Raw genomic sequence first — 24,307 nt, forward strand, 5'->3', positions numbered from 1 at the left:
ATCGTGAAAAAGGACGATGTCGTCAGACGAGATCAGGTAGACGGGGCACGTCTCGATCAATGATGGTGATGATGACCGCCGGTCTCGGTATCCACTGAGGCAAGGTAGACTTGGTACGCCCCCTGCGTCACCACCACCTCTCCGGACTCGATACCGGCCTCAACAATCGTATGCACCCCGTCGCTCGGGCCGGTCTGAAGGATGCGACGCTCGAACGTGTCCGCGTGGGTCTGGACGTAGGCGACGGGGATGCCGTCTTCCGCACGGATTGCCGTAGACGGGATGGTTACGCCACGCGTGGCCCTGGCGACGGGTAGGCGTGCTTCAGCGAGCATGCCGATCTTGAAGCGTTCATCGCTGTTATCTACCCGAAACACCACCGGCAACGTGCGCTCGTCTGGGTCGATAGCCGAGCCCACAGAAACGATTTGGTCCGTTGCAAAGGATTCCGCATGTCCCTCAACGGTGAAGGTGGCCTGCTGCCCCTCATTGCGGATCTGTGCAGCGGAGGCAGCCGGTACATGAACACGGAGCCACACGCGTTCGGTGTTGGCGACCGTGAAGAGCCGGTCGCCGGTGGCCACGTGGGTGCCCGGCGTGAGCATGCGTTGCTGCACCCATCCGTCAAGCGGCGCACGTAGCGTCATATTGTAGCCCTCGTCCTCGGTGGAGCCGCCGATGGATTCGAGCGATGCCGCGGCCACCTCCAGGTCATGGCGCGCTTCAACGAGACGGCGCTCAGGGATGGCATCATCGGCGTACAGCCGTTCGGCCCGTTCCACTTCTCGCTGCAGCCGCTCTACCCGCGCCTTGAGGGCCGCATATGATCCATCATCGGTGGGGGCAAGCACCGCAAGCACGTCGCCTGCGCGCACCCGGTCGCCTGGCACCGGCGCCTCCAGATTACGATCGGCCCGGATCAGCCCCGTCGCGGGCGCCGCCACCACGGCGTGCTGTCCGGCGACCGGCTCAATGGTGCCGCTTGCGGATACGGTCGCCGAGACCTCGCCCGTGCGTGCTGTATCAACGGCAAGGCCAATGGCTTGCTGGTCCGCTACCGGAAGGTGAATGCCCGACGCATGTTCGTCATCATGGGCATGCTCCTCATGTTCGTGATCTACATACTCGTCGTCATGGTCGTGAGTATGGTCTCCGTGCGAATGATCCTCGTGTTCGTCGTGCGCATGGTCATCATCCCCATGGTGTGGCTCGTCATGGGCGTGCGTGTGCTCCTCATCTGCATGATCGTCATGCGTGTGCTCCTGGCCATTGTGGGCATGCGTGTCGTCGTGGCCGGGGGGGTCGTGGTCATGGGTATGATCGGATCCGCAGCCCCCAACGAGGAGCAGACCGAGAAGGCAGACGAAAAACGTGCGTGTAGCAAACATGGCAGGCCGAGTTTGGCAGCAGAGTGGTTGCAAAGAAAAGAGAGGTTACGGGGTCTCCCCCATGGCGCGAAGCAGGTCGAGATAGCGCATCCACTGGTCGGTCTTCAGGTCGATGGCGATCGACCGGGCTTCGGCGTACGTCTCCGCCGCATCAAGCAGATCGGAGAGTTCCATCTCGCCTTCGGCATAGCGCGATTCGGCTCGGGCAAGAAGCGCGTTGGGCGAGGCGCCTGCGGTGTTGAGCCGGGCGCGGCGTTCGGTCACCGATGTGTAGGCTGCGTGGGCGGTGCGGACCTCGTCCTCGATTTGGCGTTGCAGGAGGCGGCGCGTGGTTTCGGCGCCCTCTAGCCGCGCCTGCTCGGCGCGTATCTGTGGCGCGTTGCGGTCAAACGCCGGGATGGGAATCTCCGCTCCAAAAAACACCCCCTCAAATCCGTCGGATTGTCGTTTGTACCCGGCCATGAGGGTAGGGCTGGGGATGCGATCCTGTTTCGCTACGCGCTGCGCCGCCTCTGCCGTGGCGCGCTCCGCTTCGATGCGCCTGAGCGCTGGACGCTGCTGCTCCGCCCGCGTCTGGGCTTCCTGGACGGCGGGAAGCTCAGCGTCGAGATCAGGCAGCTCGGCGGGAGCCAACGCGGCCCCGTTGGTGTCGGCCTGGATGAGGCGGTTCAGCGTGCGGCGAGTGTCGCCTACCTCCAGTTCGGCATCCGCCTGACGGTTGATGATGCGTGCGTGCGCCACCCGAAAACGCTCGATGGCATAGCCCGACACATCGCCTTCTGCGTACCGCCGCTGATAGGTTGAGTCTGCCTGCTCGAAGAGGCGAAGGGTTGCTTCGATCGAGGCCAGCTTCGCTTCGGCAGCGGCCGCGGCAATGTAAGCTTGAGCCGCTTCATGCACGAGCCGCAAGCTATCAACCTGCGCCCCGGCCTGGGCAGCCTCTCGCGTGTGGGCCGCCATCTCGCGCTCGGTGCTTCGATGCCCCGGCCACTCGATCGGCTGATGGATCACAGCGTACGCCTCCCACGCACGGTCGCTGCCGCGAAATAGCGGCTCATGCGATACCTCCAGCTCAGGATTAGGGTATGCAAGATCCTGAGCACCTCGGGCCGACTGCTCAGCCGCTTCGGCCCGGCTGCGCTGAAGTCCCAGGCTATGCTGCTGAAACTGATGCAACGCCTCGTTGAGCGTGATGCGCTCGGGTTTGTCAGATGCCGTATATTCGGATGCCGTATGTGTCATTGCAGATGAGCTGGACGCTTGCATCCCCCATGCGCTCCCCGGCTGTATGAGAGCACTCGTGAAAACGGCTGCCCCCAAGACAATCAGCATCGTACGCCAATACCCGGACACGACCATGTGTGTTATTATGTGTGTTAATACATATTGATATTATGTACGCCACCCCGATAAATTGTCAATGATGCGCATCGTTGCTACACGGGGATATGTATTATGTGAAGAGGTCATGTGGAGGGGTAGCATACCGTGGCGACTGACCGTTTCTCACTGATACGCTACCACGTACGAGAGAACACCGTAGAAGAGCGGGTAAATGAGCGAGAGGTAGAAGAGCCACGGATCCCCCCATGCGGGAAGATTGGGATAGGTGGGGAGCATAGCCAGAAGCAGACCGGCCCAGGCCACCGCGCCGATGAGCACGGGCATGCGCCATGGCTGAGGGGCACGGGTAGGATAGATTACCTGAATGGGCACCAGCGTGAGAATGGTGAGCACGATCACCAGCCCTGTCATGAGCCACGGCCCCACGACCGGGTAGGCCACCACAATGAGTCCGATATAGTACGCCACCAAGTTCCAGTAGGATGGGAAGCCGCGGAAGAAGCCCGTTTCGGTCTGCTTGGCTTCGGCATGCGAGAACCCGAACAGACTCGCCACGAGCGCAGCAGCTACCCAGAGCGTGGCAGGACCCACGAGCCAGTCCATCTGCCACACCACCACGAGTGGGATGAACACAAACGTAAGATAATCGACCAGATCGTCAAGGGTATGGCCTTCGGTGTTGGCGGCGTAGGTAAGCACGTCCCATTCACGGGCCAACGAGCCATCGACCGCATCAATGACGATGGCCGCGCCCAGGTAGCCAAACACCCAGCGCAGGTCAGGCTCTGTGCTGAACAGTTCACCCAGGCTAAGCAGCGCCAGCACGACCCCACTGGCCGTAAGCACATGCACGCCGTAGGCGCGCAGGCGACGGGCAACAAGTGGAGGCGATGATTCGGTGGCCATAGGTACTGTCCGTCTGAGGCAGGCACAGTCAGGAAAAAGGCGCTACTTTTGTTTGAATACCAGGGTCAACGGAATTCCGTCGAATCCGAAAGCCTCACGCAACTTGCCTTCGAGGTAACGGCGATATGATTCTTTGATTCCATCGGGATGGTTGCAAAAGAACGCAAACACCGGCGGATTCGAACGCACCTGGGTGGCATACTTGATCTTCACGTAGTTGCCGCGATAGGTCGGCGGGTGGTGCGCTTCAACCGCTGCCTGCACCATGTCGTTGAGCGTGCTCGTCTGAATGCGTTTGGCGCGTTCGTCGGCAACCTGGAGCGCGGTGTCGAGCACCTTGTACACGCGCTTTCGCGTAACCGCTGAGGTAAATACAATGGGTACGTGCGACTGCCGGTCCAGAATGCGGTGGAAGTATTCCTCGTATCGTTTGGCTGTATTGGTATCTTTCTCGACCAGGTCCCACTTATTCACGGCCAGCACCATGCCCTTCTTGTGTTTCTCGGCCTCGCGAAAGACACGTACATCCTGATTTTCAAGTCCTACGGTCGCATCCACCATAAGGATGCATACATCCGCTTCACGCACCGCGCGCTCGCTACGCAGCGCGCTGTAGAACTCGATATTTTCCTTAACTTTGGCTTTTTTTCGCAGTCCGGCGGTGTCGATGAGGGTGAGCTCGCGGCCCTCGTACTCCACCTGCGAGTGCACGGCGTCGCGGGTGGTGCCGCTAACCTCGGTTACGATGGAGCGGTCGAATCCGAGCAGGGCGTTGATGAACGAGGACTTGCCTACGTTGGGCCGCCCGATCACGGCAATGCCGGTGCGCTCGCTGGGCGTATCCTCGTCGCTCTCGGGGAGCGCCTCCAGAAGTGCATCGAGCAGCTCGCCGGTGCCGATCCCGTTGGATGCGCTCACCGGGTAGATCTCGTCGAAACCCAGGCCATACATTTCGTTGGCGGCCCAGCGACGTTCGTCGTTGTCGGCTTTGTTGGCGACAAGCAGCACCGGCGTGTCGGACCGGCGAAAGCGCTGCGCCATCTCCTGGTCAATATCGGTGATGCCCGTCGTCACATCCGTTACAAACAGCACGACATCTGCATCCGAGAGCGCGATGTCGACCTGCTCGCGAATGGCGGTTTCGAAGCGCTCAGCCGAGTGCGGCACGTAGCCCCCCGTATCCACAATGGGAATGGTGCGCCCGCCCCAGTCGACCTCACCGTAAACGCGGTCGCGTGTTACACCGGGCTGGTCATCAACGATCGCGCGTTTGCGTCCGGTAAGGCGATTGAAGAGGGTCGATTTGCCTACGTTGGGGCGCCCGACAATAGCAACAAGCATAGCGACAGCGAAGAACAGACAGCATAGAATAAAAGAGACAGATTATGTTGAACGAATGCCACCAATTGCGTTCCGACGCAGGCGTCGCATTCGGGCACCTTCGCAACAAACGAGTGAACCTGTAAACTCCATACAAGGCAACGCGGTACGACACATTGCCCAGTTTACTCACCATCCTCACGTTGCTATGGCTCTTTCGTTTGATTCGAACGCTTCGCCTGCCCTGCATACGGATCTCTACCAGCTTACTATGCTGCAGGCCTATCAGCGCGAGAACATGGACGCGGCAGCCGTTTTCTCGCTGTTTGTGCGTCGCCTGAAGCAGCGTAACTACCTGCTCGCATGCGGGCTCGATACGGTGCTCTCGTATCTGGAAGGGCTTCAGTTCACGGCGTCAGATCGCGACTACCTGCGCTCGCTCGACGACTTCGACGACGATTTTGTGGATCGTCTGGCCGACTTCCGCTTTACCGGCAACGTCTACGCGGTGCCCGAGGGTACGCCGGTCTTTGCGAACGAGCCTCTCCTCGAAGTGGTTGCTCCCATCGGGGAGGCGCAGCTGGTAGAGACGTTTCTGCTGAATCAGATCACGTACCAGACGGGATATGCGTCGAAGGCGGCGCGCGTGAAGCAGGCTGCCACCATAGACGGCACCGACCGAACCGTCGCCGATTTCGGGATGCGGCGCATGCACGGCGTCGATGCGACGCTCAAAGCGGCACGCGCCGGCTATATCGCCGGGATCGACGCGACCTCGAACGTAGCAGCCGGGCAGACCTACGGCCTGCCAGTGACGGGTACCATGGCACATAGCTACATCGAGGCGCACGCGCATGAGCAGGAGGCGTTTGACGCGTTTGCTGATCTCTATCCCCGCACCGTGCTTCTGGTGGATACGTACGACACGCTCGACGGCGTGCGCCGCGTCGTGAAGATGGCTGAGGTCCGTGGCGATGACTTTCAGGTGCGCGGCATTCGGCTGGATTCGGGCGACCTCGGCGAGCTGGCCCGCAGATCCCGCGCTATCCTCGACGAGGCTGGACTCGAAGATGTGAACATCCTGGCCAGTGGTGGGCTCGACGAGCATCGCATTGCAGAGCTTGTGCAGAACGGGGCTCCCATTGACGGCTTCGGCGTGGGGACCAAGCTTGGGACGATGGAAGATCAGCCCTACCTGGACAGCGCGTACAAGCTGGTCGGATACGATGGTACGCCGCGTATGAAGCTGGCGCCCAACAAGAAGAACCTGCCGGGGCGCAAGCAGGTGTATCGTTCGTTTGATGATGACGGTACAGCAACGGGAGACATCATCACGACAGCCGACGCGTCGCACGGCGGTGAGCCGCTGCTGCAGTGCGTGATGCGCAACGGGGAGCGCACCGGAGCAGCGCCGTCGCTTGCGCAGAGCCGGACCCATGCGCACGACGCCCTCGCCACGCTCCCTGAGGCGCTGCATACTCTCGACAAAGCCGACGCCTATCCGGTTGACGTATCACAGGCGCTGGAAGACCGGGCATCCGAAACAGAGGCTGCGCTCAAGGCCGCACACGATCTGTCGTAAGGGCACAGCGTGCGCATCTCCCTGCATAACCTTTCCTTATAGCAAGTATACGATGGCTTGCAGTGCGCCAGCGCGCCCGGCTCGACGCTCGCCTGCACGCTTACTTTTCAGACACTACTAACCTACTGCTGATATGTCAAGACCGCTGCGCTGGGGACTTCTGGGGACCGGTACGATAGCCTCGCTTTTTGCCGAGGATCTTGCGCACTGCGATGAGGGCACCTGTGCGGCGGTGGCTTCGCGGTCGTCCGAGCGCGCTGAGGCGTTCGCTGAGGCGCATCGCATCGAACATGCATTTGCGTCGTACGATGCGCTTATTGCATCGGACGCTGTCGATGTTGTCTACATTGGCACGCCGCATCCCTTTCATGCGACGCAGGCCCTTCAGTGCATAGAAGCGGGTAAGCCGGTGCTGGTCGAGAAGCCTTTCGCGATGAGCGCTGCCGAGGCCGAAAAGGTGCGCCGTGCTGCCCAACGCGCCGGGGTGTTTGCTATGGAGGCCATGTGGACAGCGTTCATTCCGGCGGTGCAGCGCGCGCTTGTGCTGGTTGAGCAGCAGACGCTGGGGGCGTTGCAGACGGTGCGTGCGGATCTGAGCGTGCGGCGCCCGTTTGACGCCTCGCACCGGCTGTACGATCCGGATCTGGGGGGCGGCGTGCTGCTCGACCTGGGGGTGTACGCGGTGTGGTGGGCGCATCGCTTGCTGGGTACGCCGGCGTCGTGTACGGTAGATGCGACATGCGGTGCTACAGGGGTTGAGGAAGACGTAACCGCGACGCTCTCGTACAGCGAGGGGCGTGAGGCCGTGCTGACGACTTCGTTCCGGGAGCAGGGTACGCAACTGGCCCACGCTACAGGCACCGACGGCACGCTTCGTCTGCATGCGCCCTGGTGGCACGGGCAAGCGCTGTCGCTTACCGGGCGAAGCGTAGACACGGAGACGTACGACCATTCCTTTGCCGGGCATGGCTATCACTTTGAGGCCCGGCACGTGCACGAATGCCTGCACGAGGGGCGTGGCGAGAGTCCGGTTCTTCCGCTTGCCGATACGGTAGCGGTGCTGGACACGCTCGACAAGATGCGGGCAGCGATCGGATTAAAGCCGTGGTAGCATACTCAGAAACGATGAGCACAACAACTCCGGCATCGGATTTTCTGAGAGCGCTTCCAGATTGTGGAGTTTATCTGCGTGTTGACAGTGAAAGGGCTTTCGGTGTTAAAAGGGTGCAACGGAAAGCCCTTTCAGGGGTGTTTGCGCTGAACGGACGGTCCGTCTGCAGGTAGAGACGCCCTGATGAGTGGCTGCACGCCCTCATTTCACTGGACTCCCTGCCAAAAGACGTCCTGCTATGACGTGGTTGAAAATCTCTCGCTACCTGAACGCCTCGGTCGAAGCGACGGCCCACTACATGAAGGTGTGGTCGTACTGCCCGCACTGCGAAACGCAGACGCCGTGGATGACACGTAGCGCGAGCGGGCATTACTCCTGCCTGGAGTGCGGAAAAAACCCAATGGAAACACCGGATGTACCTCAGGAAGCATCTCAGGAAGCAGTTCGGTCAGAGGCTGAACGAAATACGGCTGCTCCTACCGATCCAGAGCGTCCGGGCAAGCGGGGCACGCGATCCACGTCGCCCTCGCGTCAAGCCGCGTAACGTCTCCATCATGACTGCAGAGTTGGTGACTGCAGGGTTGGTCCTCGTAGGCTGCCCCTTATGAGACGGCTGCGTAAAGCTATATGCTAGGAGACTGCCCCCGCTCACGTGTTTGCGAACGGGGGCAGCGTGTTTGGTGCAGCGCCTCGTTGGCCCCTTTGTACGGGAAGAGGTGCGTGCTGCTGAACGCTGCGTGGGATGATAGAAGATTACGCTTTGCGGAATGCCAGGGTGGTGTTGTGGCCTCCAAACCCAAAGGCATTGGCCAGCGCTACATTCACCGGCCGTGAAGCAGACTCGTGGAGCGTGTAGTCAAGGTCGCAGCCTTCGTCGAGGTTCTGCGTGTTGATGGTGGGAGGCACCTGGTCATCAACGACAGCGAGCACGGTGGCGACCGCTTCGATGGCCCCTGCTGCGCCAAGCAGATGACCGGTCATGCTCTTGGTAGCTGAGCAGCTAATGTCGTATGCATGATCGCCGAAGAGCTTCTTGATCGCGTTCGACTCGACCGGGTCGCCCGCCGGTGTAGACGTGGCGTGCATGTTGATATGATCGACTGACTCCAGGTCCAGGTTGGAGGATTGCAAGGCCTGCTCCATGGCGCGCATTGCGCCGTTGCCTTCGGGATCGGGAGCAGCGAAGTGATGGGCATCGTTCGACTTCCCGAAGCCACAAAGCTCAGCGTAGATGCGAGCCCCTCGTGCTTCGGCAGCGTCGCGGCGCTCCAGCACAAGCGCCCCGGCGCCCTCGCCAGCCACGAATCCGTCGCGGTCTTTGTCGAACGGGCGGCTTGCGGTCTGGGGATCCTCGTTACGGGTAGATAGGGCCCGCATCGCGCCAAATCCGCCCAGGCACAGTTCGTTGAGCGACGCCTCGGTGCCGCCTACGAGCATGCGATCGGCCTGGCCCTGCTGCATGAGCATGAGGCCGTCGGCAATGGCATCGTTGCCGCTGGCACATGCCGACACCGTGCAGTGATTGGGCCCGCCCAGCCCATGCTCCATCGCGATGAGTCCGGCTGCCATGTTGCTGATCATCATGGGCACAAAGAAGGGCGAGATGCGGCGCGGACCGCGCTCGTAGTTGACCTCGGCCTGGTTCATGAACATGGTGCCTCCGCCGATTCCTGTGCCAAACACAACGCCAAAGCGATTCCGCTCTGCCTCGGCCAGCTCCTTTGTCACAAGTCCGGCATCGTGAAGCGCCTGGTGTGCTACTGCCAGCGCGAACTGGCTAAACACGTCCTGGCGCCGTGCGGATTTGGGATCGATTCCGTAAGCGGCCGGATCGAAGTCATCGACCTCGCACGCAATCTTGGTACGGAAGTCGGAGGGATCGAACTTGGTGATGCGTCCGGCGCCGCTCGTTCCAGCAAGAAGGTTCGACCAGAACGCATCCACCGAATTTCCGATGGGTGTAATTGCACCCAGCCCGGTAACAACGATCGCATCTGTAGCGGGAGTGGTAGCCATTAATGCAGGGAGTTCATGAGCAATCCAGTAAACAGCAGGCGCTGCCATCGTGTAGTGTAGCCACTGTGCCAATCAGGCGCAAGGCAGGTTAGTTCTGATCCGTGCACATCCTACGAAAAGAGCAGAGGGCGCCGCATCCGCCACGCCAATTCGGGCCGCAGAGCCACTGTACGTTGACGTCTTCTGCAGAACAGCGCCTGTTGTGCCGGATTCAACCGATGTAGTACGTGACTCAACTGTGCCTCAGTAAAATGCTGGGTAGCGGTTCAATATTAAGTGAGTGACATGTGGTTTACATCATCGCAATCCGCTCAAACCCCCTTTGTCTGCCGACATCTCCCCCTTGGAAAAGGGGAAGAAACCCGACACGAGCCCGTAGGGCGACTGATGGAGCGAAGCGGGATAAGAGAGAGGGAATTCGAAAAGACAGGGCCGTGGTGGCCAACCGCCTTGTTGTTTAGCGTCTATCCACTACCAAATGCTGTATTATGAATGGTGTTGACGACGCGCTGATGCAGGCGGTACAGCGCCTTGAGATTCGGTCGCGCGACAAGGTGGAGGCGCTTTTTGGGGGAGCTTACCGATCGGCGTTTAAGGGCCGAGGGCTTGAGTTCGCTGAGGTGCGTCCGTACCAGCGGGGCGACGACGTGCGGGCGATCGATTGGAACGTGTCGGCACGAACGGGGGAGACGTACGTGAAGGTGTTCGAGGAGGAGCGCGAGCAAACGGTGATGCTGGCCGTCGACGTGTCGGCCTCGCATGCTTTTGGCACTGCGCAGGGCACCAAGCGCAGCGTAGCCGCTGAGACTGCGGCGCTCTTGGCGTTCAGCGCGCTGCATCACCAAGATGCTGTGGGGCTGCTGCTGTTCAGCGACGAGATCGAGATGCTGCGCCCGCCACGCAATACGCGGCGCCACGTTTTGCACAGCCTGCGCGCGCTGCTAAGCTATGAGCCGCGCTCGCGTGGCACCGACCTGTGCGTTGCCCTGCGCTACCTGCTAAACGGACTCAACCGCCGGGCAACGGTTTTGCTCATCAGCGACTTCATCGACGACGGGTATGCCTCTATGCTGCGTGCAGCGGCCCGGCGGCATGACTTGATTGGGGCGCACATCTATGATCCCGGCGAGCAGACGCTGCCGCCACACGGGCTGGTCACGCTTACCGATCCAGAAACAGGCGCTACGCGTACGGTAGACGCAAGCGATCCTGCAACCCGGCAGGCCTTCGAGGAAAAAGCTGCGATCCGGCAAACACAGGTTGCACAGACGCTCCGCAGCGCACAGGCCGACTACCTCTCGCTACCTACCACGGGCGACGTGGCCGAGACACTCATCCAGTTTTTCCGCCGCCGGGCCGCCAACGACTGAGTCCACGAATTCTATCACTGTATGCTTCGTTTCTGCTTGCGAATCTGTTTGCGCACCGGACTGCTGTTTTCCGCTGTCTTGCTTGGTGCCCTGCTCGTAGGCATGCCGGCGGCGGTTTGGGCACAGCCGGTTCAGGTAGAGGCCTATCTGGATGCGGACAGCCTTCGCGTTGGAGAGCGCGCTACGCTGTGGATGGTGGTCGAGCACTCGTTTCAGTCGCAGGTATCGTTTCCACCGCCCGATGCCGGGCCTACGCTGTTTGGAGATCTGGAAGTGCTCGGGCAGGCCGCGTCCGGACACCGCTACGCGGGAACGGCGCGTCCGGGCGGGCGGGTCGACAGCGTGGGGTATGCCGTTACCACATTCGTGCTCGACGAGGCCCGGGTGCCGCCGCTGCCGGCATGGGTCGTTACGGGGGAGGACACCACGATAGCCGGCTCGCGTGCGTTCGCGGTGCCGGTGCCCAGCGTGCTGCCCTCCGACACGACAACGGCCATGCAGCCGCTGATGCCGCCGGTTGACTTCCCGTATGGCTGGCGCATGTGGGCAGCTGCCAGCGCTCTTGTGGCGCTGCTGCTGGCACTGGGGCTGTGGGGATACAAACGCCGCGACAGGTGGGTGCCCTCCGGCGCATCCACAGACGCTGACGCCCATACAACGCCATACAGCCATGCGCAGGCCGCGCTCGATGCACTTGCGGCGCCTGCCGACGGCGAACCCTCTAAAGCGTTCTACATCGACCTGACGGATGCGGTGCGCACGTACCTGCGCAACCGGCTGCACATGCCAGCGCATGAGCGCACCTCGGCGGAAGTGGTGCGTGCGCTGAAGCAGCACCCCCGCGTCCCTCAACAGGCTGCCGGGCGCATTCAGGCGGTGTTGGAGCTGGCCGACCTGGCCAAGTTCGCCGATACACGCCCCGATGCAGCCGCTAACCGAACGGCCCTGCGCGAAACAAAACAAGCGCTTGAAGAGATCGAACAGTCGCTCGACGAAACTGCGGTCGCAGACGAGACAAACACGGCCGAGGCTGGCGAGAACGGTCCACCCGAAGCCGAGTCGTTCGCATCCCCCTGAATACGCCAAACGACATTATACCAAACGAAACTACGCCAACCAACACAGCAGTACCATGAGTCTTTTTTCCGACGCGCTCGTCGACGCGCTGGCACAGGCGAGCACCGTAGCGGTGCTGACGGGTGCAGGCGCAAGCGCCGAAAGCGGCATCGCTACGTTTCGTGACCCCGATGGACTGTGGGAGCAGTTCAGTCCGCAAGAGCTGGCCAACGTCGAGGCGTTTCTGGACAATCCCACGTTGGTGCAGGGATGGTACCGCTACCGCCAAGAAGCCATTGAAGAGGCTGAGCCCAATGCCGGACACCGGGCCCTGGCTCGTCTTGAAGCGCTCGTGCCGGAGTTTGCATGCATCACGCAGAACGTAGACAACCTGCACCAGGAGGCCGGCACCAAGCGAGTCATTGAGCTGCACGGCAACATCATTCGTAGCTACTGCATTGAGTGCAGCGCGTCGCATAAGATCGATGCGGACGTGGCTGATGCCGATGAGCCGGTTCGCTGTGACGAATGTGGCGGGCTCATCCGCCCGGATGTTGTCTGGTTTGGGGAGATGCTACCGCGTGATGCTATCGAAGCGGCGCAGGACTGGGCCCGGGCCGCCGACGTGTTTCTGGCGGTTGGCACCAGTGCCGTCGTTTTTCCGGCCGCCGACCTTCCGGTCATCGCGCTTGACCATGGTGCCTACGTGGCCGATGTGAACCCGGATACCAGTGCCGTTTCGGGCAAGGCACACGAGCATCTGCAAGCGCCGGCTGGTGAGGCGCTTCCTCGGCTCATGGAGGCCGTTGCCGAACGCATGCAAGCCCAATCGGCATCATGACCTTTGCGTATCCTGGCGTCTTGTGGATGCTCACGGCGGTGCCCCTGCTGGGAGGATGGATGTGGTGGCGTGCGCGTTACCATGCCGAAGGGGTGGGCTTTCCGCGCGTGGCCGATGTGCCCCTTCGTGTGTCGTGGCGCGTGTGGATGCGCCGTGCCCTGCCGGTGCTCCGCCTGAGCGCTATGGGGCTGCTCATTGTAGCGCTGGCCCGCCCGCAGCAGCACGACGTGGTGCAGGTCGAAACGACGGAGGGCATCGATATTGTGCTTGCCCTCGACGTTTCCACTTCAATGCGTGCGACCGACTTTCCTCCCAGCCGGTTCGAGGCTGCGCGCTCGGTGGCAATCGATTTTGTGGAGGAGCGCCCTAACGACCGCATCGGACTGGTCGTGTTTGCAGGGCGCGCATTTACGCAGGCGCCCCTTACCACCGACCAAGACTTTCTGGTGGATGCGATTGAGCAGCTGCGTCTCGGGCAGTTTGAGCCCGGCACAGCGATTGGGTCGGCGCTCACAGCCTCAACCAGTCGTCTGCGTAGCGGGGCGTCGCCGAGTCAGGTGGTTATCTTACTGACCGATGGGCAGAATAACCGGGGCGAGATCGATCCGCTCACCGCCGCCGAAATTGCTCGTGTCATGAACGTACGGGTCTACACAATTGGCGTAGGGGCATTTGGGGATGCACCGTTTGAGCTGGAAGAGGAAGGAAACGATGAGGTTGACGAGGACGTGCTAACAACGATGGCCGAGGCCACGGGCGGACGGTACTTTCGAGCCTCCGATGCGGCGGCGCTTCAGTCTATCTACGATGACATCAGCGCATTGGAGCAAGGCGAGATCGAGACACATACGTACACCGACGTGAGTGAGCGGTTTGCTCGGTTTGCTATTCCAGCACTGCTTCTTGTGCTGGTACACGCTCTGCTGCGTACTACAGTGGTCCGTCGCTTCCCATGATGCCAACGCCGCATGCTTTGAGGGCGCGTTGAAGGGTTTGTTGGAGGAGAAAGATGGACGTGTGAGGTAGGCACGTCCAAACGAGTACAACGCTCCTCCTCGCATCTCTTCATGCGCCCCCCCTGAAGTCCGGGGCCTCATAAAGAGGCGATACTGCCACGCTGGGATGCCGCCATGCTGCAGCCGAATTTGGTATCAGTTAAAGCCTTCACCTGATACTGCGGGGCGGGCGTCCTGGTTAGCGAGCTGCCAGGTGGTGGCAAAGACCAGGCGCGTACGCTCAGCGAGCCGCTGATAGTCAACCTTGTGGGCTTCGTCGCCCACATCGTGATAGTCGTCGTGCAGTCCCGAGAAATAGAAGATAAACGGGATGTTGTGCTTCCCAAAGTTCCACTGATCGGAGCGGCGGTAGAGCGCCTGGGGGTCGTTCGGATCGTTGTAGCGTTCGTGCAGCGTGTAGTTGATTCCCGTACGCTCGTTCGCGCGGCGGTTGATCGCGTCCAGATCATCCGAGATCAGATCGCCACCGATGATGTAGACGTAGTTGCTATCGGGCAGCTCGGGATACGACGGATCCACACGTCCGATCATATCCAGGTTCAGATTTGCAACGGTCTGTTCCAGCGGAAAGACCGGCTCCTCATCTGCGTAGTAGGCCGATCCCAGCAGGCCCTTCTCCTCGGCGGTTACGTTCAGAAACAGGATCGAACGGCGCGGTCCATATCCATCGGACTTAGCTTGCTTGAACGCCTGAGCCAGCGCCAGGGTGGCTACCGTACCGGATCCGTTGTCGTCGGCCCCGTTGTTGATGTAGTTGCCTTGCGGACTTGTCGGCTCCAGTCCGATGTGGTCGTAGTGCGACGTGATGACGATGACTTCATCGCGCAGGTTCGGATCTGTACCCTCAATGTACGCAAGCACATTCTCTGACGTCTTCGTGTAGGGCTCCTGATCGAGTCCACTGGTAAGCGTTACGTCAGGTACGTCGAACACAACGGGTGCTTCCGTTTCGGAAATCTCGCGCTGCACCGACGCCACGCTGCGGTCGGCGTCCGCCATCAGCTGGTTAGCGAAATCAGTTGAGATCATGTACACCGGTGGAATCTGTTGGGAGCCCCGGTCGTCGGTGAGCGACATGCTCCCTGGACCGTTAAACTCGGCCAGGATGCGCGCCCGTTCAGAGACATCGATCGCCATAGGACCAATATCAGCAACAATGAGCACGCCTGCGGGCGTACCGGCACTGAAAGCGCGCTGTAGCTTCTGGCCGATGCTGTCGGTCCACTCCGAGGGTTCGCTGGAGCCGGTGAGGAGGTGCGTGCCTGCTTCGTCGACCGGGTCGCTACGCAGCATGAGAAGCCAGTTGCCCGTCACGTCGAGGCCGGCTCCGTCAAGAGCCGCGTAGTCGTCATAGCTGTGGTGTGCAATGCCGTGCCCACCGAAGACCAGTCCGCCCTCTCGGTTGGGGACGTTGCCAAATGCAAGAAAAGTATTGCTGTCCACCGGGTGCTCTGTGTTGTAGGTGCCCGTTGCAATCGTAGCATCGTTACGGGCTGCTGTGAGGGTCGCCTGCGTAGTACGCGTGCCGTACAGAGGGAACGGCTGGAAGTAGCGTTCGAGCGCGCGTGGGTCATCGGTTTCCTGTGTACCTTTGGGGGCGAGCCCCATCTGGCGGTACTGTGCGGCGAGGTATTCAGCAGCGAGTCGCTGACCGGGCATACCCGTTTCGCGTCCCATAAAGCGATCGGACGCAAAAAAGTAGAGCTGTGCAGCCAGCTGCTCGGGGTCGATAAGCGCCTGATAGGCCTGTACGCGCTCAGGCTCCTCATCCAATGTCGGCGTTGACTGTGCTTCAGCGGTGGGGGGTACAACAAGGCTCAGCGCCCCGCACCCAATAAGAAAGACAAGGACAAACGATCGAAGGTTGGAGGTGTGCATCATAGCGCAACGAGAGTTTGGAAGCAGTATGTAAGTAGAGAGAGGCTCTAAGAGGGAGAGCGCAGCGTGCGGACGGGTCACAGACGCGGCGAAAGCTTTATGGCCGAGAGGAAGCAGACTCTGATGCGGAGGAGGCTGAGCGACGTCCGTTGCCGCCGAGGGGATTGCGGAACGCTTGCTTGATCTCTTCGAGCTTCTCGCGCTCTTCCTCGTCTTCCTGCTCGCCAAGAAACGTTCTGACGAAGGCCCCACCTACGCCGACCATGCCGCCTAAAATAAGGCTGAGCAGCACGATGAGTGTGCGCCGTGGCGCGCTGCGCTGTGTGGGAGGGGCGGGGGCTTCGATAACAGTGAGAACAGGCTCGCTGCGCTGCAGCTCAATCTCGGCCTGTGTAAGCTGGGCTTGCAGCTCACTATAAAGGTCGGATGCGAACCGGACTTGCCGTTGCAGACGATCTTGCTCGGTACGTAGGCGCGCCGAACGGATCTCGCGGTTCCGGTCGTTAAACGCTGCGAGGCGTTCCTCGGCTTCCTGGAGGTCTTCGCGGGCGCTGGCAAATCGGTCTTCGATAAACTCGAGGTTACGCCGCGATTTCTCGGTCCGAATAGCACGCACGCGATCAGAAAGGTGCGTCAGAAAGCTCTCGGCGATCTCCGCGGCACGCACCGGGTCGCCATCCGTTACCGAAAGTGTCATGACCCCGCTCTCCACATCGACAGAAGACGAAACCATATCGCCAACGGCTTTCATGGCCTCTTCCTCGGCTTCGCTCGGGTAGATCGTGCGGCCGCTTTCAGGGTCTACCTCTACCGGCCGCCCTGAGGGTTCAGAACGGAACGCACGCATGATCTGGGCGGGCAGGCCAATCGTGTAACGCTTTATAGCATCGCCAATTCCTCCATCTTCTTCTTGCTCAAAATACGCGACATAGGTTATTTCGGCATCGATGTCGGCAAAGTAGAACGTGTCGCGGGCTACCGCCAGCCGAACCTCACGGCTGGTGAGAATACGCGGGTAGGCCTCGGGGGTAAGGCCACTTGCGCCGCCCCCAACGCTGATACCCAGCCCGCGCAGTGCGGAGAGTCCTCCGGGCACGCCTCCTGATGCGGCGCCGTCAACCTCGCGGACGACCTCGGCGGTGGAGGTGTATTCTTCGGAAGCTGCGAGGGCATACACCACGCCGAAGAGCGCAAACGCAATGACGCACCCGATGATAAATCGGCGGCTACGTGCCAGAACGACCAGTATATCGAGGAGCGAGATCTCCTCCTCGGCATATGGGCGCTCCGGATGGGCTGAGCGCTCGTGCGATGTCGAATTAGAAGGCTGGTCGGGCATAAACGAGAACCGTAGAAGGAATGCTGCGCAGAGAAACGTCGAACGTGCCGGCCAGGGAGGGCCAGGCCCGTTTCACCGTGGTCGAATCAGCCAAACGTCAGTCAAACGCGCGCCCTGCGAGCACGATAATCGTGAGCGCGCTTGACAGGATGCCTGTAACTTCGGTGAGCGTACCGGCAAGGTCAAAGCGTTCTTCCTCACGCTCTCTTTCAGGCTCCTCTGTCACCCGAATGGTCGCGCCATCTTGAACGCGTGGCGTGCGCCGAAACCAACCTGTGCGTACGAGGAAGGTAGCCCCCGATGCCTGTGTAAGCAGAATCGATTCGGTGTTTTCGCGGACGCCCCCGGCACGGTCGAGGTAATACTCTACGCGCTTACCGGGTTCGTGCTTGATGAGCCCCTCATTCGCTACGTTACCGCGCACGGCAACCGTATTCGGGCGTGTAGGAATAACGATGCGATCGCCCGGCTGTACGATAACGTCGCTGGCGCTTCGGCCTTCGAGGGCGCGCCGGATGTCGCTGATCACCTGCTCTTCGTCGCGTATCAGGCGTCCGCCCTGGGCATAGCCCGTGGGAGCAATGCCGCCAGCACGCTCCAGGATATCGCTCAGGCGCTCATTGTCTTCAAGGATCGTGTACTCACCTGGAAAACGAACCTCGCCTTCCACAGTGATAGACTCCTGGGGGCGGAACGCCGGATCTTGGCGTACGAAAACACGATCGCGGTGTTGAAGGTCAAACTGGCGCGCAGCCTGAAGCACGCGTAGCGAGTCATCCGCGGCAAAGCTAACCGGATCGGTGTAGAGGGTGCCGCCCAGTGGAATCGTAATGGGCGTGGCGCGGGCCGTGCCATCCTGGTCGGGACGAAGCCGCGTTACTTCGACCTGTCTGAGCGAGGCGCCTTCATCAAAGCCACCTGCCTGCAGCAGGGCATCTTCGAGCGTCATGTTGTCGCGGTAGACCAGCCGTCCTCCATCTTTCACGCGGCCGCGCACCTCCACGAACCGTTCTTCCAAGCGCTCGACCGTGGCCTGGTAGATGCGAATCTCATCACCGGGTTGCAGAGCCATATTCGCATCCCCATTGCCCCGAATGGCGTCGCCCAGATGAAAAGGAATGACCTCGGTGCGGCTGCCGTCGGGCGATTCCCGGAAGAGATCGGCACGTCCCATAAACACTTGCTTGCGGTACTCCTCGTCGAACAGCCCTCCGCCCCGAGAAAGCAGGTCGCGGACGGTCATGTCGCGCTGAAAGCGGTATACGTCGGGGCTGCGCACCTGGCCCGAGATGCGAACGGTGCGCTCTTCACGTACGGAATCGCGCAGCGCAACGTGCAGGCTGTCGCCAGCGCGGAGCACGACATTCTGGGTAGGATCATCGGCCTGCACAGCGTCAAGGTTAAGGCTGCGTACAACCGATTCCAGGTCGTCATCGACTCGCGAGAGCTCGGCGCGGGGCATAAAGGCATCGCCGGTGAGCCCGTCGGCTGCCTCAATCAGGTCGCTGACCGTGCGGATTCCATCTCCCAACTGGTACTCGCCGGGTTGGAATACGGCTCCGGTGACCTCGACCCTGTTAACACGCGTCGCAATGGCGCGGTCATCAATGTCGCGGATGGAGCGCACGCGCACAAAGTCGCCATCGTTCATGCGCACCTGCACGTTTCCTGAGCGTGCCTCATTAAGGTTCATTGTAAGCACTTCGCGTGCTACGGAAGGGTCGTCGCGGTCCTCAAAAGGCAGAATACGGTTGATTGTGAAGCGATCGGTGTACGCCTCAGCTTCGAGTCCGCCCGCGTACTCAATCAGGTCAGCGAGCTCCTCATCTTCACGGAGCTCATAGATGGCGGGGCGTTTCACAGCGCCCTCCAGCGAAACGGTGATTCCGCGCGGGGGCACAAATACGATATCGTTATTCTGGAGGCGAACGGGGTCATCGGCAAAACCGCGCAGCAGATACTGGTAGAAGTCGACTGTCGAGATGACCTCTCCATTTCGAATCACCTGCACGTTACGCAGGCTTCCCCGGGTAAGCGGGCCGCCAACGCTGTAGAGCGCGTTGAACGCAGTGGAGAAGCTGCTCATGGTGTACCCGCCGGGCTGGGGTACCTCGCCGAGCACAAAGACCTGTACAGGGCGCAAGCGCGTCACAGTAAGGTCCATGTACGCACTTGGCGGATCGGTCGTCAACTGGGCATAGCTTCGCGAGAGCTGTTGCTTCATGTCTTCGCGAAGTTCGGAGAGGCGTTTACCAGCAACGGTGATCTGACCGACCTCCGGAATATTAACACGTCCCTCTCGGTCTACCGTGAGGTCGTACTGGAAGTCGGCAGCGCCCCACACTGTCAGACGAAGCTCGTCGTTGGGGCTTACGATGTAGCTGTCGTCAACGGGACCTACAGCCTGGGGCTGAAACGCTTCGGGGATAGAGTCAAACAGGTCGTATCCGAAGTGTTCAAGCGGTTCCGGGTCGGGGTCTTCGACATCGGGTTCATCTTCGATGGGCTCGTCGGTGAGCTGAAGGCGGCGCCCGGTCGAGATTACCACGGTGGTATCCTCGGTGGCCGCGCGTGTGAAGAACGACCAGGTACCTGCTGCACTGTCTTCGGGGACGGTAAGCGCCCCTTCCCAGCGGCCCTCCAGTACCGATCCGGAGATGCGCCGGACGTCTTCTACACGGGCGGTATCTCCGTTTGCCGTGATAAAGAACGGATCGACCTCGCGAATCGGCTGCTCGCTACGCAAGGGAATCTCGATAGCTACGTCGGCGGGTAGGTCGCCTACAAAAATGCGTTCGGGGTCGACCTGTACGCGCCCGTTGAGCACGGGGTAGGGGGGCGTGGTCATGGCCTCGCGATCGGTACGGCGTTCGCCACGCCGGTCATCGTCGACGGCTTGTAGGAGCGCATTGATGCGCGACTCGGGAATCCCCAGTTCGCGCGCGCGACGTGTGGCCTGGTCGGGATTCGAGAGGTCGATGCCCAGTTCACGAGCCTGGCGCCGTGCATCGGCTTCCGACATACCACGCTGGTCAAGTTCGCGTTGGACCTCAGGAGGTACGTCTTGTGCGGTCGACATTTCGGGCACAGCTGCCATGATGAGCAGCAGCGCAAGAGCCAGGAAGAAGGAAGTACGTGTCATGGTGGCTAAGTTGAACCAAATAGGAGGATGAGGCACCCGCTCATATAACGAAGACGGCTTCTCTACGAAATGGGGAGACGTGCTCGGAGGTACGGTGCATTAGCTCGTGAGAGTAGCAGAGCGAAGAGTATGCCAGGGGGCACGGAGATTGGCCGTACGTAACGTAGAGAGGCGTCTACTGAAAACATCAAAGAGGGTAGGTAATCCTATATCAGAAATACAACTCATCACCATGAAACGCGAACTATACCGGAAAACAGCTGCACAAGTTAGCACATTTTTCGCGCGCATAGCACGCTGAGCACATGCTGTGTTGCGGTTTGCAGAAGAAGTTGCTTACGAACAGCACCTCTGTAAGAAACGAGAGAGAAACTGGAAAAATTGCCAGGTGCTGCCTACAATGTTGAAAACCAGGTTCAGCATATAGCGCAATGCCGGCACATAAAGCGGCGCCCTTCGCCTATCCCTATTCAACGCCAGCCTACTTCTACATATGTCTACCCCGTTGTCTGCTGAATCAACGTCGCTCGCGCATCGGCATCTGCTGGACGTATCAGGCTATACGGACGCGGAGCTGCGACTTATCATCGCAACAGCACAGGACTACCGCAAAGGCGGCGCCATCCCGGCATATCCAGATACGACGGTAGCGACGCTTTTCTTTGAGCCCTCAACGCGAACCAAGACGTCGTTTCAGCAGGCGGCACAGCGGCTCGCTGCACGCACGATAAGCGTGGGGACTTCGGGGTCGTCGGTGGTAAAGGGGGAGTCGCTGAAAGATACAGCACAGACGATAGAGGCGCTGGAGGCCGACGTGTTTGTGATCCGCCATGCATCAGCCGGCGCGGCTCACTTTGTAGCACGGCACACCGGCGGCGTGGTGGTAAACGCGGGCGACGGAGCCCGTGCGCATCCCACGCAGGCCCTTCTGGACGCGTGCACGCTCGCCGACCATTATGCTGACGTGAGCGGGCTCCACGTTGCGATCATTGGCGACATCACGCACAGTCGCGTGGCGCGCTCAAATATTCGCCTGCTCCGTACGCTGGGCGCTGAGGTTACAGTATGCGGCCCGCCTACCCTGCTTCCGGCTGGGCTAGCAGAGATGGGCGTGCACGTTACACACCGCCTTGAAGCAGCCCTTGAAGCCTGCGATGTGGCTATGACGCTACGGCTACAACTGGAGCGTCAGCGAGCCGGGCTTTTTCCGAGTCTGCAGGAGTATCATGCGCAATTCGGGATCACCACTGCACACCTGCATGCGCACCCGGATCTGCGCATTATGCACCCGGGTCCGGTGAATCGGGGGATAGAGCTTGAAGCGGCGGTCGTTGACCACGAGCGGACAATGATCCTGGATCAGGTGGCCAATGGAGTGCCTGTTCGGATGAGCGTGCTCGCCCTGCTGATTGAGGATGCTGCGTAAGGAGGGTCTGCGTAGGCAAGCAGAGCTGGCAGAGAAGAAAGCCTTCCGACGGGAGAGCCTGGCGAATATCCTCAGCGGAATCCTATCCAACAGCATACCCCGCGCAGTGCGGGCGGACGATCGGAACGCCAACGGTAAAGTAATCCTTCGCCACACGTTTGAACCCGGCCTGTGAGATAGCATGGTCGGTACGCCGGTTTGGATGGCAGCCATCAAAGCATCGTTTCCAGAACGGCGTAATCCCTTCCTGCATTGCATGGTGGCAGCTGCCGGGGGTGTCAGCGATATGCTCAATAAATACGAACTGTCCGCCCGGACGTAGGAGGCGCCGAATGGATGCGAGCGCAGCGTGCACGTCGGGCACCGAGCACAGTACGAGTGTACTAATCACGACATCGGCACTGCGAGGGGGCAGCGCGTTGGCCTCCACCGGACGCTCCAATACGTGCCCAGAGATCCCCTGGGTGCGCATCTGAGTGCGGATCGCCGTATGCAGGTGCGGATTGGGCTCCAGTCCGATGTAGGTTATGTCGCGGTTCAGGTATGCCAGGTTGAGCCCGGTGCCTGGGCCTATTTCAACGACGGTGCCATGCAGGCCGCCCAGCAGGCGCGTTTTGCGATCGGCGTACACGCGGTGCTGCGCGGTATCAATTGAGTGCAAACCGCGCGCAAAGAGATATGAAGAGAGCGACATAAGAAAAGGGGGCGCAGGGAGTACGGCGCGCAGCTTGTGGGGGATGCTACAGGGACGCTACAGGGACGCTACGGATTGAGCACGGTGACATAGCGACGCTCGTCATTTAGAAGGCTTACAGCCTCGCGCACCATTTCGTCCTCTGCCAGCGATGAGGCGTAATAGCCCCGTTCCGTGAGATAGCGGGTCCGGATCTCAGAAAGAAGACGGGCCATCAGGATATCGGAATGCGCCTCGAACTGCCGGTCGACGGAGCGTTGGAGGGTGCTTTGCAGATTGCTCAGCGCATCCGAAGCGTCGGGGTGGTCGGTCGTTACGAGCGAGTCGATGCGACTTGCAGCATCTTGCGTCTGCGTCTGATATGATATGCCTTCGGCCTCAATCCAATCGCGAAATGAGGCTATGAGAGAGTCGCGCTCCCACCCGTTGCGTGGCGGACGCTCGTACGTGCGTGCAACGTGGCTGGCGAAGCGAAAGAAGGCCCCTTCCTGGAGGAGCGCACGCTCCAGCGGGCTGGAAAACGTGTCGTCGATTGGAACGTCGGGCCGGATGCCCTGGCTTTCTTGCACGGGGCGTCCGGTTGTGGTTTCAAAGATCTGACGAGAGGCAGGAGGGCGTGCATCTGCTACATCCGGTGCCGACTGAATGCTGCGTCCGCTTGGCGTGTAGTAGCGTGCGGTCGTCATCTTCAGCGATCCGCCGTGAGGAAGGGAGCGGATAACCTGTACAAGCCCCTTTCCAAATGTTGTTTGCCCGAGTACGATACCGCGGTCATGATCCTGGATGGCGCCCGCTACAATTTCGGTGGCCGATGCGCTTCGTCCATTGACGAGTAGCACCAGCGGGACATCTCCATAGAGGGGCCGGTTGGTATTGCGATACGAGCGATCAAGGCCGTCGCGTCCTTTGGTTGATACGACGACCCGTCCGCGATCCAGGAAAAGAGAGCTCACGTCAACGGCAGCGTTGAGGAGGCCGCCCGGGTTATCGCGGAGGTCGAGCACAAGCCCGTTAAGGGAGGCGCGGCGCTGCAAGTCGCCGATGGCTTGCTTCACTTCGAGTCCGGCCTGATGAGTGAATCGCTCCACGCGCACGTATCCCATTCCATGCCGCGACCCGCCGATGAATCCGGAGTAGGGCACCGTGGCCAGTTCGACCGGTTCACGGCGCAGGGTGAGCGTTGCAGGGGTTTCGCCCAGTCGCAAGAGCGAAAGCTCAACTGTTGATCCTTGTGTCCCACGCAGCGCTGCCCGTACCTGGTTTAACGACCATGAAGCAATCTCTTCGCCATCAATATGTGTAATGATATCGCCAATGGAAATTGCACGATGGTCGGCGCTGCTCCCCTCTACCACAGAGGTAACCGCCACATACTGGCCTCGGCGGTCAACCTGAATGCCGATGCCGATATAGCGACCGCGTGTGAGCACGTCTACAGTAGCGCGATCGTCCGGGCTGATGTATGTGGTGTACGGATCCAGATCGCTCAGCATTGCCTGCATGCCTGTTTCCATGAGGTCGCTTGGCGATACAGAGTCGACGTAGGTGTTCACGACCTCCTCAAAGGCAGCCGACCAGATCTGAATGCTTTTGCGGACTTCGGCATCGGTCTCGGAGCGTGCCATGCTGAACCCAACGACCAGCCCAATTAGGGCAGCGATCGTCCATCCGATCGCGGCATGTCGGAGTCGGGTAGGAGTGTTCAACATACGGAAGAAAGAGAACCAGAATAGGGATACGGGGCTCAGGCTTCGGCAACCGAAGAAGCCTGAGCCCTGCACGCAACAGGTAGGTAGAGGGCAAAAAGGGCATGGACAACGCGCTTCTGCATTGCGTGTGGCCCCCTTTACCCCTTTACAGAGTATCGACCGCTCACAT

At 60.6% G+C, this 24,307-nt stretch carries 18 protein-coding genes; 8 read left to right on the plus strand and 10 right to left on the minus strand.

Annotated features, from left to right (window positions below):
- Nucleotides 1–56 precede the first annotated feature (56 nt).
- From ACZ48V_RS03865 to der, 4 genes are all read right to left on the minus strand, one after another.
- Nucleotides 57–1,388 carry an efflux RND transporter periplasmic adaptor subunit gene (locus ACZ48V_RS03865; RefSeq protein ID WP_464541774.1) on the minus strand — a complete coding sequence of 444 codons (1,332 nt, stop codon included), beginning with the start codon at nucleotides 1,386–1,388 and terminating at the stop codon, nucleotides 57–59.
- Between the two features lie 45 nt (nucleotides 1,389–1,433).
- Nucleotides 1,434–2,630, minus strand: a complete 1,197-nt coding sequence (locus ACZ48V_RS03870) for a TolC family protein (protein WP_464541776.1) — start codon at nucleotides 2,628–2,630, stop codon at nucleotides 1,434–1,436.
- Nucleotides 2,631–2,894: 264 nt separating this feature from the next.
- Entirely contained in the window at nucleotides 2,895–3,638 is a 744-nt protein-coding gene (locus ACZ48V_RS03875; protein WP_464541778.1) for a CDP-alcohol phosphatidyltransferase family protein, read from the minus strand.
- A 42-nt stretch (nucleotides 3,639–3,680) separates the two neighbouring features.
- A complete protein-coding gene (gene der, locus ACZ48V_RS03880) occupies nucleotides 3,681–4,979 on the minus strand; it encodes a ribosome biogenesis GTPase Der (RefSeq protein WP_464541780.1) in 1,299 nt (432 codons plus the stop codon).
- Between the two features lie 187 nt (nucleotides 4,980–5,166).
- Between der and ACZ48V_RS03885 the strand changes: the two genes are divergently transcribed.
- From ACZ48V_RS03885 to ACZ48V_RS03895, 3 genes are all read left to right on the plus strand, one after another.
- Entirely contained in the window at nucleotides 5,167–6,540 is a 1,374-nt protein-coding gene (locus tag ACZ48V_RS03885) for a nicotinate phosphoribosyltransferase (protein ID WP_464541782.1), read from the plus strand.
- A gap of 133 nt (nucleotides 6,541–6,673) precedes the next feature.
- Nucleotides 6,674–7,651 (plus strand): Gfo/Idh/MocA family protein, encoded by a 978-nt coding sequence (locus ACZ48V_RS03890; RefSeq protein ID WP_464541784.1) that lies wholly within the window; start codon nucleotides 6,674–6,676, stop codon nucleotides 7,649–7,651.
- Nucleotides 7,652–7,889: 238 nt separating this feature from the next.
- The gene (locus ACZ48V_RS03895; protein ID WP_464541786.1) at nucleotides 7,890–8,195 is read left to right on the plus strand and encodes a hypothetical protein; all 306 of its coding nucleotides are present in this window, start codon (nucleotides 7,890–7,892) and stop codon (nucleotides 8,193–8,195) included.
- A gap of 209 nt (nucleotides 8,196–8,404) precedes the next feature.
- Here ACZ48V_RS03895 and fabF read toward each other — a convergent pair whose 3' ends face one another.
- A complete protein-coding gene (gene fabF / locus ACZ48V_RS03900) occupies nucleotides 8,405–9,667 on the minus strand; it encodes a beta-ketoacyl-ACP synthase II (protein WP_464541787.1) in 1,263 nt (420 codons plus the stop codon).
- 488 nt (nucleotides 9,668–10,155) lie between these two features.
- Between fabF and ACZ48V_RS03905 the strand changes: the two genes are divergently transcribed.
- From ACZ48V_RS03905 to ACZ48V_RS03920, 4 genes are read left to right on the plus strand one after another with little or no spacing between them, the layout of a single operon-like run.
- A complete protein-coding gene (locus tag ACZ48V_RS03905) occupies nucleotides 10,156–11,037 on the plus strand; it encodes a DUF58 domain-containing protein (RefSeq protein WP_464541789.1) in 882 nt (293 codons plus the stop codon).
- A 21-nt stretch (nucleotides 11,038–11,058) separates the two neighbouring features.
- On the plus strand, nucleotides 11,059–12,114 hold the full coding sequence (locus tag ACZ48V_RS03910) for a hypothetical protein (RefSeq protein ID WP_464541791.1): 1,056 nt from the start codon (nucleotides 11,059–11,061) through the stop codon (nucleotides 12,112–12,114).
- 55 nt (nucleotides 12,115–12,169) lie between these two features.
- Complete coding sequence (locus tag ACZ48V_RS03915) at nucleotides 12,170–12,934, plus strand: SIR2 family NAD-dependent protein deacylase (protein ID WP_464541793.1); 765 nt, start codon at nucleotides 12,170–12,172, stop codon at nucleotides 12,932–12,934.
- Nucleotides 12,931–13,890, plus strand: a complete 960-nt coding sequence (locus tag ACZ48V_RS03920; protein ID WP_464541795.1) for a vWA domain-containing protein — start codon at nucleotides 12,931–12,933, stop codon at nucleotides 13,888–13,890. Before ACZ48V_RS03915 ends, ACZ48V_RS03920 begins: the two co-directional genes overlap by 4 nt.
- A gap of 195 nt (nucleotides 13,891–14,085) precedes the next feature.
- Here ACZ48V_RS03920 and ACZ48V_RS03925 read toward each other — a convergent pair whose 3' ends face one another.
- The 3 genes from ACZ48V_RS03925 to ACZ48V_RS03935 form a co-directional block, all read right to left on the minus strand.
- Nucleotides 14,086–15,831, minus strand: a complete 1,746-nt coding sequence (locus ACZ48V_RS03925) for a M28 family peptidase (RefSeq protein WP_464541797.1) — start codon at nucleotides 15,829–15,831, stop codon at nucleotides 14,086–14,088.
- A 94-nt stretch (nucleotides 15,832–15,925) separates the two neighbouring features.
- Nucleotides 15,926–17,167, minus strand: a complete 1,242-nt coding sequence (locus ACZ48V_RS03930) for a Wzz/FepE/Etk N-terminal domain-containing protein (protein ID WP_464541798.1) — start codon at nucleotides 17,165–17,167, stop codon at nucleotides 15,926–15,928.
- Between the two features lie 97 nt (nucleotides 17,168–17,264).
- On the minus strand, nucleotides 17,265–20,309 hold the full coding sequence (locus ACZ48V_RS03935) for an SLBB domain-containing protein (protein ID WP_464541800.1): 3,045 nt from the start codon (nucleotides 20,307–20,309) through the stop codon (nucleotides 17,265–17,267).
- Between the two features lie 493 nt (nucleotides 20,310–20,802).
- On the opposite strand from ACZ48V_RS03935, the gene ACZ48V_RS03940 reads away from it, so the two are divergent.
- Complete coding sequence (locus ACZ48V_RS03940) at nucleotides 20,803–21,735, plus strand: aspartate carbamoyltransferase catalytic subunit (protein ID WP_464541802.1); 933 nt, start codon at nucleotides 20,803–20,805, stop codon at nucleotides 21,733–21,735.
- Between the two features lie 82 nt (nucleotides 21,736–21,817).
- On the opposite strand, the gene ACZ48V_RS03945 is transcribed toward ACZ48V_RS03940, so the two are convergent.
- Complete coding sequence (locus ACZ48V_RS03945) at nucleotides 21,818–22,429, minus strand: class I SAM-dependent methyltransferase (protein WP_464541804.1); 612 nt, start codon at nucleotides 22,427–22,429, stop codon at nucleotides 21,818–21,820.
- A gap of 68 nt (nucleotides 22,430–22,497) precedes the next feature.
- The gene (locus ACZ48V_RS03950) at nucleotides 22,498–24,138 is read right to left on the minus strand and encodes a S41 family peptidase (protein WP_464541806.1); all 1,641 of its coding nucleotides are present in this window, start codon (nucleotides 24,136–24,138) and stop codon (nucleotides 22,498–22,500) included.
- Nucleotides 24,139–24,307: the final 169 nt, after the last annotated feature.

It is taken from the genome of Longimonas haloalkaliphila (assembly GCF_055379825.1).